The sequence below is a fragment of the Microbacterium sp. PRF11 genome (assembly GCF_031844085.1).
In the GTDB taxonomy this organism is placed as follows: Bacteria; Actinomycetota; Actinomycetes; order Actinomycetales; family Microbacteriaceae; genus Microbacterium.
Genome location: NZ_JAUZUP010000002.1, coordinates 449,672 through 463,720, shown reverse-complemented (window position 1 = coordinate 463,720; position 14,049 = coordinate 449,672). Strand labels below are relative to the sequence as shown.

Here is a 14,049-nt window from a genome sequence, read left to right as displayed (position 1 = left end):
GCTGCTCCTCGGGTCGTCCCCCAGTGTGGCGGACACCACCGACATCCGCGACGTTCCGCGCGCACCCGCGCAGTGCGGGCCCCGCGCGTGTGCGCGCGGCATCCCCGAATCGGCGCATCGGCGCGCCACGCCGCGGAACGGCGCGAGCCGCGACCGAAACGCCGGACGCCCGTGGACGCGACGGTGCCCCCGTGGACGAACCCACGGGGGCACCGGAGAAGAGACGATCAGCCCTGGGCGCGGCGGTTGGTGCGGGGGTTGCGGGCGCCGACGACCATCCCGGTCGTGGGGGCGCCGGATGCCGAGCGGCCCGCGCCCTGCGAACGCGAGGCGCCCGCACCGGTACGCTGTCCGCCGCCGGCGCCCTGGCCACGGCCGGCTCCGGAGCGCTGGCCCTGGCCGCGACCGCCCTGCGGCGCGTGACCGGCTGCGGCGGCGGTCTCGGACGACTGCCCGTTGCCACCGCGGCCGCGACGACGACGACCGCCGCCGGCCGACGCGGCATCCTGGCCGCCCTGGGCGCGCTCGGCGCGCTTGCGCTGCGCGTTGGCACCCTGCGAGCGTCCGCCGCCCTGGGGCTGCGCGACGACGGGCTCGGGCTTGACGTACGGGGCGACCTCGCCGACGAGCGCCACGACCTCGGGAGAGGTGGGGGTGACCGGCTGCGGCGTCGCCGAGATCTTGGCCTTGCGGAGGATGTCGAGGGTGTCGCGGCGCTGCTCGGGGAGCATGATCGTCACGACGTCGCCGGCCGAGCCCGCGCGGGCCGTGCGGCCGGAGCGGTGCAGGTACGCCTTGTGCTCGACGGGCGGGTCGACGTGCACGACCAGCTCGACGCCGTCGACGTGCACGCCGCGGGCGGCGACGTCGGTGGCGACGAGCACCTTGGCGCGGCCGTCGCCGAACGCGGCGAGGTTGCGGTCACGAGCGGGCTGCGAGAGGTTGCCGTGCAGGTCGACGGCGGGGATGCCCGACGCCGTCAGCTGCTTCGCGAGCTTCTTGGCCTGGTGCTTGGTGCGCATGAAAAGGATGCGGCGCGCGGTGCCCGAGGCGAGCGTCTGCACGAGGTCCTTCTTGGCATCCGCGTCGGCCGGGGCGAAGACGTGGTGCGTCATCGCCGCGACGTGCGAGTGCGCCTCGTCGACCGAGTGCAGCACCTCGTTGCGCAGGAACCGCTTGACGAGCTTGTCCACGCCGTTGTCGAGCGTCGCCGAGAACAGCAGGCGCTGCCCGTCGGCGGGCGTGCGGGCGAGCAGGCGCGTGACGCCCGGCAGGAAGCCGAGGTCGGCCATGTGGTCGGCCTCGTCGAGAACGGTGATCTCGACGTCGCCGAGGTTCGCGAAGCCCTGACCGATGAGGTCTTCGAGACGGCCGGGGCACGCGACGAGGATGTCGACGCCCGCGTTCAGCGCGTCGACCTGACGCTTCTGGTTCACGCCGCCGTAGACGGTGGTGGTGACCAGGCCGTAGGCGGCGGCGAGGGGCTTGATGACCTCGTCGATCTGGTTCGCCAGCTCGCGGGTCGGGGCGAGCACGAGCGCGCGGGGCTTGCGACCGCGGCGGCGGTCGGTGCGGGACGCGAGACGCGCGACGAGCGGCAGCGAGAACGCGAGGGTCTTGCCCGAGCCGGTCTTGCCGCGGCCGAGCACGTCGCGACCGGCGAGCGTGTCGGGCAGGGTGTCGGCCTGGATCGGGAAGGGCTCGTTCTTGCCCTGGGCGGCGAGAACGTCGATGAGCGGGGCGGGCACGCCGAGGTCGGCGAAAGTCTGGGACGTCATGGAATAACTCCTGCCGCGGCGCGGAAGCACACGGCGATTCGGGATGCCGCGATGCTGCGGCTGCATGGGCGAAGGCGCCGGGTGGCGCATCCGTTCGCCGTGAAGGTCAAAGGCCCGAGAAGAGGGGGCCGGTGCGTTCGACGACGCTCGGAGCGAGAAGCTCCAGTGACCAGTCTATCGGTTCCGCGCCCGCTCGCCGTCAGCCCGCCGCGCGCCAGCACCCCGCGACGTGGTCGTCGACCATGCCGGAGGACTGCATGAGGGCGTACATCGTGGTCGGGCCGACGAAGCGGAAGCCGCGACGGCGCAGCTCCTTACTCATGGCCGTGGACTCCGGCGTCACGGCCGGCACCTCCGCGAAGGTCGCCGGCGGCGTGTGGGCCGCGGGCGCGAACGACCACATGAGGGCGTCGAACTCGCCCTTCCGCATGCCGGCGACGAGGGCGGCGTTGCCGATCACCGCTTCGATCTTGCCGCGGTGGCGAATGATGCCGGCATCCTGGAGCAGACGCTCGACGTCGTCGGCGCCGAACCGGGCGACGACCGCGGGGTCGAAGCCGTGGAACACCTCGCGGAACCGGGGACGCTTGCGCAGGATGGTGATCCAGGCGAGGCCCGCCTGGAAGCCCTCGAGACTGAGCTTCTCGAAGAGTGGACGATCGCCGCGCAGCGTCGTGCCCCACTCCTCGTCGTGGTAGCGCTGGTACTCGGGATCGGTGCCCGCCCACGCGCAGCGGGTCACGCCGTCGGCACCTGTCACGAGATCGCTCATCGCCCCAGGCTACGGCTGTCCGCCACCACCGAGCCGGTCACGAGAACAGGCCATGCCATGAGAACAGGCCGACCCGGCGAGGATCGGCCTGTTCTCGACGCTGCCCCCTGTTCTCGCGAGGGGGATGCCGTTATTTCGCGGGCTTCTTCTCGGGCACCGGTGCGTTCCCCGACGCCTTCAGCGCCTCGTAGTAGGCGGCCGCCTCGTTCTGGCGGTCGTCCTCGACGCCCGACGCGATCGAGGCGCGGATGTGCTCGGGGCCGTAGCCGAAGGCGTCGACCAGGTCCTGCGCGTGCGGACGCAGTCGCGCACACAGACGGTCGATGTAGCTCGAGACCGCGGCGCCGCGCTGCGTCGACAGGCGCCCGTTGATCAGGTACCAGGCCAGGTGCTTCTCGATGAGCTGCAGGCCGAACAGGTCGCGCAGCCACGTGAGCACCTTCAGCGTGTCGCGGTCGGCGACGCGGTTGATCGCGTCGGTGAACGCCTCCCACTGCAGCAGCTCGCCGTGGGCGCGCGCCGCCTCGATCAGCTGCGACTGGTTCTCGTTGAACAGCGCGGCCGCGTCCTCCCGAGACAGCTTGGATGCCGGCCGCAGGCGGCCCGCGATGTCGGTGATCATCTGCTGCACCCGGCCGGCCAGCAGCTCGTGCTGCTGCTCCGCGCGGAGCCCCTTCTCGACCGAGCGGGCGGTCGACCCGAAGTCGCTGACGGCCTGACCGAGCTGGCGCATGCCCGCCCCGTGGAAGAGCTTGCCCGCGGTCTGACCGACGGCGAAGGCGGCGAGCTGCTTGGCATCCTTGCCCTTGAACTGCTTTGCGTAGTCGGCGAGCAGTCGCTTGCCGACGAGCTGCAGCAGGATGTTGTTGTCGCCCTCGAACGTGACGTAGATGTCGAGGTCGGCGCGCAGCCCCACGAGTCGGTTCTCGAAGAGGAAGCCCTGACCGCCGCAGGCCTCGCGCGACTCCTGCAGCGTGTCGAGCGCGTGCCAGGTCGAGAGGGGCTTGAGCGCCGCCGCGAGCGTCTCGAGGTCTTCGCGGTCGGCGTCGGTGTCGAGGGCGCCGCTGAAGACGCCGTCGAACTTCTGCAGGAATTCGTCGTGAGCGAAGATCTCCGCGTAGGTCGTGGCCAGGCGCGGCAGGAGCCGGCGCTGGTGCTTGCCGTAATCGAGCAGCGTCACCTCGGGGGTGCCGCTGCCGGAGTCGAACTGCCGGCGCTGGTTGCCGTACGTGATGGCGATGGTCAGGCCGATCGCCGACGCCCACGCAGCGGCTCCGTCGAGCGAGACGCGGCCCTGCACGAGCGTGCCGAGCATCGTGAAGAAGCGGCGGCCGGGGCTCGCGATGTCGCTCGAGTAGGTGCCGTCGGCGGCGACGTCGCCGTAGCGGTTGAGGAGGTTCGTCCGCGGGACGCGCACCTGGTCGAAGTGCAGCCGGCCGTTGTCGATGCCGTTCAGACCGCCCTTGAGGCCGTCGTCCTCACCGCCGATGCCGGGGAGGAAGGCGCCGTCGTCATCGCGGAGCGGAACGTAGAAGCAGTGGACGCCATGGTTGACGCCGTTCGTGATGAGCTGGGCGAAGACCGTCGCGGCCTTGCCGTGGAGGGCGGCATTGCCGAGGTAGTCCTTCCACGCACCGCGGAACGGTGTGTGGATGACGAACTCCTCGGTCTCGGGGTCGTAGGTCGCGGTCGTGCCGATCGCCGACACGTCGGAGCCGTGTCCCGTCTCGGTCATCGCGAATGCGCCGGGGATCTCGAGGCTCATGATGCCCGGGAGCCACTTGTCGTGGTGCTCGCGCGTCCCCAGCTGCAGCACGGCCGAGCCGAACAGGCCCCACTGCACGCCCGACTTGATCTGCAGGCTCGGGTCGGCCGCGACGAGCTCCTCGAAGCCGGCGATGTTCGCGCCGTTGTTCTCCTCGCCCCCGAGACGCTTCGGAAAGGCGCGGTGCACGGCCTTGTTCTGCACGAGCAGGTGGAGCTGGCTGAGGGTGCGCTCGCGATGCGCGTCCATGCCCAGGCTGTCGTCGCGCCACAGCGCAGGGTCCTTGATCATCTCGCGCGCCTCGCGGCGCGTGTCGGCCCACGTGCCGAGCAGGAGATCGGTGACCTTCTCCGTGTCGATGCGCGCTTCCGCGGCCTCGGCGGCGGAGTGCGGGGCCGTGGGTGCACCCCCGACGGGTGTGCGCGTGCTGGTGGCGGGCGTAGTGGGACGGACGGCGGCGTCGGTCATTTCGGCACCTTTCGACGTTGCAAAGGGATGCCACCACGGTAGGTGTCCCACAACGACCGGGCAATCATTGTGTGAGGTCCACACAAGGGCCGCGGGTGACGTGCGGCGGGGTCGTTGTGGACGGTCAACATTCCCGGGAGCGGGCTGAACGGGGCCCTGGCGCCGTTGCGACGGGCGGTCAGTTCGCGGCGACCACCGTCAGGATGCCGTCGCCGTACGCCTCGCGCTTCTTGGCGCCGATGCCGGTGATGCCGTCGAGATCGCCGACCGAGGCGGGGCGCGCCGCGGCGATCGCACGCAGGGTCGCGTCGCCGAACACGATGTAGGCCGGAACGCCCTGCTCTCGTGCCTTCTCGGCCCGCCACGCACGGAGGGCCTCGAACAGGTCGCGGTCGTCGGGTGCGACGTCGTCGGCGCTGCTCTTGCGGGGACGGCTCGACCCGCCGCCGCCGGAACGCCCGAGCACGTCGCGGCGGAGCGGCACGGGCGTCTCGCCGCGCAGCACACCCGCCGACGCCTCGCTGAGAGCGAGCGTGCCGTAGTCGCCCTGCGCCACGATGATGCCCCGGGCCAACAGCTGCCGGATGACGCTGCGCCAGTCCTGATCGCTGAGGTCGGCGCCGAGCCCGTAGGTGCTGAGCCGGTCGTGGCCCTGCTGCGCGATGCGCTCGGTCTTCGCCCCCCGGAGGATGTCGATGAGGTGGCCCGCGCCGAACGCCTGTCCGCGTTCGCGCTGCAGTCGGACGATCGTCGACAGCAGCTTCTGCGCCGCGATGAGGCCGTCCCACGTGTCGGGCGGAGTCAGACACGTGTCGCAGTTGCCGCACGGCTCGGAGCGCTGCCCGAAGTAGTCGAGGAGGTTCTGGCGGCGGCATCCGACGGTCTCGCACAGGGCGAGCATGGCGTCGAGATGCTGACCGAGACGCATCTTGTAGGAGCGATCTCCGGGCGATTGGTCGATCATGCGACGCTGCTGCACGACGTCGCCCAGGCCGTAGGCCATCCACACCACCGAGGGGTCGCCGTCGCGGCCGGCGCGACCCGTCTCCTGGTAGTAGCCCTCGACGGACTTGGGCAGATCGATATGGGCGACGAAGCGGACATCGGGTTTGTCGATGCCCATGCCGAACGCGATGGTCGCCACCATGACCACGCCGTCTTCGCGCAGGAACCGCGACTGGTTGGCCGCGCGGACCGAGGTGTCGAGTCCGGCGTGGTACGGCAGCGCATCGAGCCCCTGGGTGCACAGGTAGGCGGCGGTCTGCTCGACGCTCTTGCGGCTGAGCGCGTAGACGATGCCGGCCGACCCCTCGGGCTGCGAACGGATGAACTGCACGAGCTGGCGACGCGGGTCGACCTTGGCATCGATGCGGTACTGGATGTTGGGGCGGTCGAAGCTCGCGACGAAGCCGCGCGCGTCGCGCAGACGCAGCCGCTCCACGATCTCTTGAGCGGTGGCCGGGGTCGCGGTGGCGGTGAGGGCCATGCGCGGAACGCCCGGGAAGCGGTCGGCGAGGTCGCCGAGGGCGAGGTAGTCGGGGCGGAAGTCGTGGCCCCACTGCGACACGCAGTGCGCCTCGTCGATGGCGATGACGCTCAGGCGCCCGCGGGAGAGCAGGCCCAGTGTCTGCGCGCCGTTCAGCCGCTCGGGCGCGACGTACAGCAGATCGAGCTCGCCCGCGAGGTAGGCCTGCTCGACCGCCTGACGCTCGGCGGGGGCCTGCGTGGAGTTGAGGTAGCCCGCTCGCACGCCGTTGGCGATGAGGGCTTCGACCTGGTCGTGCATGAGCGCGATCAGCGGGCTGACCACCAGACCCGTTCCGGGCCGGACGAGCGCCGGCACCTGGTAGGTGACGCTCTTGCCGCCGCCCGTGGGCATGAGCACCACGGCGTCTCCCCCGTCGACGACGTGCTGGACGATGTCGGCCTGGTCACCACGGAAGGCGTCGTACCCGTAGACCTCGTGCAGCACCTCCCGCGGATCGCGACCCGTGAAGTCACGGACGGCGGGCAGCTCGCGGGCGGTGCCCGTCGCAGCGGCGGCACGGGCGAAGGGCGAGGACGGGTCGAGGGGCGGCGGCGGCGCGTCGAAGTCGTCGGGCGGTGACAGGAGGTCGGGGTCCCAGTCGGCACCGGCGTAGGGGTCTTCGGGGACGTCGTACGGCTCGGGCGGGGCGGCGGCGTACGAGTCGGGAGCGGCGCCGGGATATGTCACCCCTCCACGGTAACCCCGGCCACCGACACCGACACCGCCCCGGCATCCGCGGGGGATACCGGGGCGGCTGTGGAGGAGCCGTGCGTCAGTGCGTCGACGGCGCGAACGCCAGCTGCGCGGCGACGAGGCCGTGCTCGCGGCTGACGATCTGCGCACGCCCGGGGGCGGCCCGCTCGGGTTTGACGCGCCCGATGAGCGCCCCCTCCTCAGGGTTCCCGCCCAGGAGGATTCCCGTCACGCCGAGGTCGGTGAAGCGCTGGATGATCGGGTCGTACGCGGCACGGCTGGCCCCGCCCGATCGACGGGTGAGGATGACGTGCAGACCCAGGTCGCCGGCCTGGGCGAGCAACGGCTGCAGGACCGCGAGCGGGTTTCCCTGACTCGTGGCGACGAGGTCGTAGTCGTCGACCAGGATGAAGCCCTCGGCGCCCTTCCACCAGCTGCGCTCGCGCAGCTGCGTCGGGGTGACGTCCGGACCCGGGATGCGCGTGGAGAAGTACTGCGCGAGGTCGTTCATCCCACCGGTGGCGAGGTCGTGCGAGGTGAGGTAGGCGCCGAGGTAGTCGTCGGGGATGTCGCCGAGCAGGGCACGACGGTAGTCGACGACGAAGATCTTCGCCTCGGCCGGGGTGTACAGCCGCTGGATCTCCCGGGCCACGCCCCGCAGGAACGACGACTTGCCCATCCCCGAGTCGCCGTAGACGAAGAGGTGCGGCTCCACCCGGGGGTCGACGCCGAACGGCGACAGCTGGGCCTCCTCGAGGCCGAGCAGCAACCGGGTCTCCGCGGGCTCGGTGAGCGCTCGCACCTCGTCGAGCGAGATGTTCTCCGGCAGCAGCCGCAGCTTCGGGCCGGGCTCCCCGCGCCACGCCGCGGTGACCCGACCGATCATGTCGGTCACGCCGTCGGCGATCGTCGTCGGGTCGTCGGAGCCGTCGATGCGCGGAACCGAGGTGAGCATCTGGAGCGTGGCGGGGCTCAGGCCGCGACCGGGCTGGCCGACGGGCACGTTGGCCGCCTGCTTGCGATCGACGTCGGAGTCGGTCGGGTCACCCAGCCGGAGCTCGAGCCGCGTCTGGATGAGGTCCTTGAGGTTCGCGCGGATCTCGAGCCACCGGTTCGCTGTGACGACCACGTGCACGCCGAAGCTGAGACCGCGGGCGGCGATCGTCTGCACGCGCGCCTCGAGCGGCTCGAACTCCGCGCGCAGGGTCGACCACCCGTCGACGACGAGGAAGACGTCGCCGAACCCGTCGTCGAGGCGCCCCTCGCGGCGGCGGGAACGGTACGTGTCGATGGAGTCGACCGCGTTGCGGCGGAAGTACTGTTCGCGCGCGTCGAGCACCGCCTCGACCTCGGCGATGGTCCGGCGCACCGCCTCCGGCTCGGTGCGGGTGGCGACGCCCGAGACGTGCGGGTGCCGCTGCATCGCCGTGAACCCGCCGCCGCCGAAGTCGAGCACGAAGAACTGCAGCTCCAGCGGCGTGCCGGTGAGCGCGAGCGCGGAGACGAGCGTGCGGGCCAGCGTCGACTTGCCGCTCAGCGGCGACCCGACGATCGCGACGTGACCGGCCGCACCGCCGAGCGAGACCGTGAGGTGGTCGCGGCGCTGCTCGAGGGGGATGTCGACGATGCCGACCGGCACCGTGAGGGCGCCGGCGTCGCGCCAGCGCCGCGAGACGAGACCGAGCTCCGGGTCCTCGGCGAGGTCGGGCATCAGCTCGTCGAGCGGCGTCGGCTCGGCCAGGGGCGGCAGCCACACCTGGTGCGCCTCCGGCCCGCGATCCTTCATCCGATCGACGGCGATCTGGAACGTCGACCGCTTCTCGGCGACGGGGGCCGCGGTCTCGGACACCGCGGCATCCCGATCGTCCGCCGAGTCTTCGTCGGGCTGGGCGGCGGCGGTGAACACCTCGACGCGGGCGGGTCCGGATGCCGCGGCCTCGATCGCGTCGACGGCGAGACCGGCCGTGCCGCGGGGGCGCCCGGAGACGTAGGCCGCGCGGAACTGCACGAGGTTCTCGGTGTCGCTCTTGAGGAAGCCCACGCCCGGTTCCTGCGGGAGGGTGTAGGCGTCGGCGGTGCCGATGATCGTGCGCGACTCGGCGGCTGAGAAGGTGCGCAGACCGATCCGGTACGAGAGGTAGGTGTCGAGCCCGCGGAGCTTGCCCTCCTCGAGCCGCTGCGAGGCGAGCAGGAGGTGCACGTGCAGGGAGCGGCCGACGCGACCGATGTTGAGGAAGCTGTCGACGAACTCGGGCTTCGCGGTGAGCAGCTCGGAGAACTCGTCGACGACGATGAGCAGCGCCGGCAGGGGTGCGAGGTCGGTGCGGCCCCCGCGGCGCGCGGCCTCGTATTCGCCCACGTTGGCGAAGTTGCCCGCGGCGCGCAGCAGCTCCTGGCGGCGTACGACCTCGCCCTGCAGGGCGTCCTGGAAGCGGTCGACGAGCGCGAGCTCGGCGCCGAGGTTGGTGATCACCGCCGAGACATGCGGCATCTCGGCCATCCCGGCGAAGGTCGCGCCGCCCTTGAAGTCGACGAGCACGAAGTTCAGCTGCTCGGGCGAGTGGGTCATGGCGAGGGCGAGGACGAGGGTGCGCAGCACCTCGGACTTGCCGGAACCGGTGGCCCCTACCATCACCCCGTGCGGGCCCATGCCCTGCGACGCGGACTCCTTCAGGTCGAGCACGAGCGGCGCGCCCGACGACTCCTGGCCGATCGGCACCCGCAGACGGTCGCGCTCGAGTCGCGGCGTCCACGCCCGGTCGAAGTCGACCGCCCGCACGTCCGGCAGCCCCAGCAGCTCGGTCAGTTCGGCCTGACCCTGCGTCGTCGGCGCGTCCACGACCACCATGGGTGCGGGACGCAGCGGCATGAGCCGCCGCGCCGTGGCCTCCGCCTCGGCGATGCTCATGGCATCCGGGACGAAGGCCTGAGCGCGACCGGCGCCGTCGATGAACTCGGCGGAGGCGGGGACGACGGGGGCGTCCGACCGGCGGGAGCGGGCCGGGACGACGGGGGCGTCGGCCAGAGCGATGCGGGCCGTGGTGGGGTCGTCGAGCTCGGCCCAGCGGCTCGGCAGATCGACGACGGTGACGCCCTGGGCGCCCTCGAGTCCCGCGAGCGGGCTGTTCGAGGGGGTCTCGACGCCGTCGACCACGATCACGATGTGCGGGGTGATCCCGCCGCCGGGAGCGAAGCGCGGGCGCGAGGTGACCTGCTCGGGGAGCATGTCGATGAGGTCGTCGACGGATGCCGAGATCATGCGGGCGGGACCCAGCTTGTCCTGCACGCGCGACGACATCGCGTGAGGGAGCCACTTGATCCAGTCCCACGCCGCGAGCTGCCCCGGTCCCGCGAGGACCGCGATCAGGACGTCCTCGGGATCGTGCAGCGTCGCCGCGGACGCGACCACCGCTCGGGCGAGACTGCGCACCGCCTCGTCGTCGGAGCCGACGACCTCGACGCGCGCGTAGTCGGCGAGCGGGAACCCCAGCGGCAGATCGCGCTGCACCTCGTGGGTGAGCATGAAGCGGTGCGCGGCCGAGGCGGCGACGGGGTCGAGCTGGGCGAGGGGCGGCAGCTCGGGCGCCTCGAGCGAGAGGCTCAGCGGCTGGTCGGTCACCCCGACGCGCGCGAGGAGGAAGGTCTCGTCCCCCGGCTGCCGCTCCCACACCCGCGAGCGCTCCTCGGCGATGAAGGGAAGGGCGGCCGGCGCCGGCATGATCCATCCGCCGTGGCGGCGCTGCTTGCGTGCCGCGACCCGCACGGTGTCGCGCAGGTCGGCCAGGTACGCCAGGTACTCGCGGCGGTTGCCGAGGACCTGGGCGTTGCGCTGCGCGCGCTGTCGCCAGCCGTTGACCGCGACGAAGCCCAGCGACGACAGCAGGAACATGCCGCCGATGAGGAAGCCCGTCGGTCCGCTGTTCGAGATGGTCACCATGACGATGGCGCCCACACTGCCGAGCATCGGCAGCAGGGAGGTCAGGATGCCGCTCCCGCCCTCGTTCGGCACGAGCTCGGGCGGCGGCTGGACGACGATGCGGCCGTTCGGAAGCGACGGCGGGGCGATGCGCGGACCGGTGCTCACGCGGGACCTCCGATGAGACGACTGAGGGTGAAGACGCGCTCGCCCAGACGCACGCGCGTGCCGTCTTCGAGAAGAGTGCGGGCTCCGGGACGCAGCGGGTGGACGGTGCCGTCGTCGTCGATGAGCTCCGACCCGTTCGTGGATCCCGCGTCGGTCACCCAGATGACGTCGCCGTCGTGCTCCAGACGCAGGTGCGTCTTGGAGATGAGGCGGTCCGGATCGTCCACGGCGATCAACACGTCGCCGGGCTGATCGGCCACGGGCGCACGGCCGAAGTTCACCGCGGCCGGCAGCTCGAACTGCGCGCGCTGGCCGGTGTCGAACATGACGAGCAGCTGGTCGCGCCCCGCCGGGGGCGCGGCGATCGCGACGGGCGCCGCCGTCTCGGGGACGGGGGATGCCGAACGCTCACCGGCGAGGACCGGTGCGGCGAGCGCGACGATCGGCGCGTCCCAGGCGGGGGCGGCCGGAAGGGAGGGGGCGGCGTCGATGCGCAGCGGGTCCCGGGTCGCAGCGGAGCGCGCGTGCACCGTCGGTTCGGCCAGGTCGCGGGCCTCCGCGGCGTCTCCGTCTCCCCGCCCGCGGGGGACGGAGAGCAGGACGGTACCGGCGGCGCGGTCGGCCCAGGAACGTCGACGGCCCGAGCGGTCGAAAGCGGCGGAGGCGACGACGACCCAAGCACCGGCGACGAGCACGAGCCCGCCCAGCACCACCAGGCCGCCGCGAACGAACGCGCGCCCCGCACCGGGGACGACCGGCGACTCGGCACGCGCGGCGCGCAGACCGAACAGCAGCGCCCCCGGGGTGAGTCCCCGTCGCGCCTGCAGGATCCAGAGCCCGAGGAGGGCTTCCGAGGCGACCGCGATCCCGAGGACGGGAGAGCCGAGAAGGGATGCCACGCCCGCGGCGATCACGACCAGGGCCGCGTCGACGCTGAAGGCGCCCACGCGCGTCCCGACCGGCGCGGGCGCGCCGAAGGGCGGCGTCTGCGTCATGTCGCCATCATCGCACGCGCGATCTCGATCGCCCCGGCGGCGAGCATGCCGGCCGGAAGCGACAGAGCCGTCGCGAGCGCCTCGAAGACGTCGCCCGTCCGCGACCATCCCAGCGACCGCAGTCCGCGGCCCACGGGGATGACGAGCAGGGCCGCGCCGAGGCCGACCAGCAGCAGGATGCCGGCGATCGCGACGAGCAGTTCGGGCGAGAACGCCGGGAGGAGGGCCCAGAGCACGGCGGCGAGGACGACCACCGCACCCGCGCGCGCCACCCACCGCAGGGAGGGCACGGTGCTGCGCCGCGAACCGAGCAGGAGCGCCAGGACCACGGTGACCGCGAGAGCGATGCGTCCGCCGAGGACGACCGGTTCACCCGCGGGGAACGATGGCAGAGCCGCGAAGGCGCTCGCCGCACCGGCGGCGATGAGCAGCACCGTGCCGATCGACAACCGCGCCGTGGAGCGTTCGACGAGGGCGTCGGCGTCGTCGGCTTCGATCGTGCGGACCTCGTCGGGCAGGTTCTGCCGCACCGTCCACCGGGTGCTCTGGAAGCGGCCGTAGTCGATGAACGTGCCGGGGGCCACATCGACCAGGCTCGCCTGGAGGATGCGCTGCGCGACCGGGACCAGACCGAGCGTCACGGCCGCCGGCGCCGACACGTCGAGGTGCAGCAGCAGCGCCGCCCCCCACACCGCGGCGAGCATCGCCAGGACGATGGTCGCGGTGCGGCTCTGCGCGCGCAGGGCGTCGGTCGAGCCGAGAACGCCGAGCACCCCGGCGACGATCGCGGCGCTCAGCACTCCGGTGAAGACCGCGACGAGGTCGGCGGAGGCGGGCAGGTCCGCGACCACGGCGACGCCGCCGCCGAACGCGAGGGCGATGACGCCCACGACCGGCGCGAGCGTGGCGGTGCGCGTGCGGGCGCGGAGCCCGAAGACCGCCGCGGCGAGCAGCGCCGCGACGAGGGCCAGCACCCCCACGGGCGCGCGGACCTGCTCCGGGAGGGCGTCGGCGCTCTGCAACCTGAGCAGGGCCAGGATGCCGCCCCCCGCCGCCAGGACCCACCATGCGGACGCGACCCGGGCCGCCCGAGCCTCGACCGAGCGCACCGTCGCGCCGGGAAGCGATGCCGTCGGGTCGACGAGCACGAGCACCGCACCGTCGTCGAGACCGGTCATCGGCGTGGAGCGGAGGATCTCGCGCCCCGAGATGCCCACGACGCGCGTATGGCGCGTCGGCGCCGAGCCCGCCGCGCGCAGCACGTCATCGACGCGCGCCTGCAGGGGAACAACCAGGTCGAAGCGCGAATCGCCATCGATGAGGGCGACACGGCGCCCGTGCACCACCTCTGCGCTCAACGGTCCCCCTCGCTCTCGCGCCACGACGGCCCACGGGCCGGCGTCCGCACCAGCGTATCCGTCCGGCACCGGGCGGTTCGTCTTTCGATCCGCCACCGGGGATAAAGATGAGAGAATTGTCATCTTTGAATATGGGTTCCGGGGTTGTCGATCCGGGTCGCCATTACGTAGGTTCGAAGTCCGGTGGGGGGCTCCGGCTCCTCCACCGATGCCGCTGACGGGCCTCAGTCCCGGGGCGGACATCCGATTCCCCTATGCCCGGGCGCGCCCGGAGGAACAACGAGGAGACAGTCGTGGCAGATCTCATCGCAGCCCAGGAGGGTGCGCTTCGTCGCGGTGCCGAGGCGGTCAACACCGCCAAGGGCGGCATCGACGAGCAGGTCCGCAAGGTCCGTTCCGAGCTCGACCAGGTGGCCGGCTTCTGGACCGGGGCGGCGGCCGGTTCGTACACGCAGCTCATGCAGCGGTGGAACGAAGAGACGACCAAGCTCAACAACGTGCTCGTCACGCTCGAAGACGCGCTGCGCGGCACCGAGCGCGACCAGGCCGCCTCGGAAGAGTCGCACCAGCAGACCATCGGCAACCTGGGCTCGCTGCTCGGCTGACCC

8 protein-coding genes are annotated in these 14,049 nt (G+C 72.2%); 1 reads left to right on the top strand and 7 read right to left on the bottom strand.

From position 1 onward, the window contains the following. Positions 1-227 precede the first annotated feature (227 nt). From Q9R20_RS07720 to Q9R20_RS07690, 7 genes are all read right to left on the bottom strand, one after another. Positions 228-1,778: a DEAD/DEAH box helicase gene (locus Q9R20_RS07720; protein ID WP_311248789.1), complete on the bottom strand. Its 1,551-nt coding sequence runs from the start codon at positions 1,776-1,778 to the stop codon at positions 228-230. Between the two features lie 199 nt (positions 1,779-1,977). After that, complete coding sequence (locus Q9R20_RS07715) at positions 1,978-2,550, bottom strand: DNA-3-methyladenine glycosylase I (protein WP_311248788.1); 573 nt, start codon at positions 2,548-2,550, stop codon at positions 1,978-1,980. A gap of 130 nt (positions 2,551-2,680) precedes the next feature. After that, positions 2,681-4,783: an acyl-CoA dehydrogenase gene (locus Q9R20_RS07710; RefSeq protein ID WP_311248787.1), complete on the bottom strand. Its 2,103-nt coding sequence runs from the start codon at positions 4,781-4,783 to the stop codon at positions 2,681-2,683. 178 nt (positions 4,784-4,961) lie between these two features. Beyond that, a complete protein-coding gene (gene recQ, locus Q9R20_RS07705; protein WP_311248786.1) occupies positions 4,962-6,998 on the bottom strand; it encodes a DNA helicase RecQ in 2,037 nt (678 codons plus the stop codon). Positions 6,999-7,083: 85 nt separating this feature from the next. After that, positions 7,084-11,088: a type VII secretion protein EccCa gene (gene eccCa / locus Q9R20_RS07700; protein WP_311248785.1), complete on the bottom strand. Its 4,005-nt coding sequence runs from the start codon at positions 11,086-11,088 to the stop codon at positions 7,084-7,086. Beyond that, the gene (locus tag Q9R20_RS07695) at positions 11,085-12,083 is read right to left on the bottom strand and encodes an FHA domain-containing protein (protein WP_311248784.1); all 999 of its coding nucleotides are present in this window, start codon (positions 12,081-12,083) and stop codon (positions 11,085-11,087) included. Before Q9R20_RS07695 ends, eccCa begins: the two co-directional genes overlap by 4 nt. Further along, positions 12,080-13,441 (bottom strand): hypothetical protein, encoded by a 1,362-nt coding sequence (locus Q9R20_RS07690; protein WP_311248783.1) that lies wholly within the window; start codon positions 13,439-13,441, stop codon positions 12,080-12,082. Before Q9R20_RS07690 ends, Q9R20_RS07695 begins: the two co-directional genes overlap by 4 nt. A gap of 293 nt (positions 13,442-13,734) precedes the next feature. Between Q9R20_RS07690 and Q9R20_RS07685 the strand changes: the two genes are divergently transcribed. Beyond that, positions 13,735-14,046: a WXG100 family type VII secretion target gene (locus Q9R20_RS07685; RefSeq protein WP_295839347.1), complete on the top strand. Its 312-nt coding sequence runs from the start codon at positions 13,735-13,737 to the stop codon at positions 14,044-14,046. Positions 14,047-14,049 lie beyond the last annotated feature (3 nt).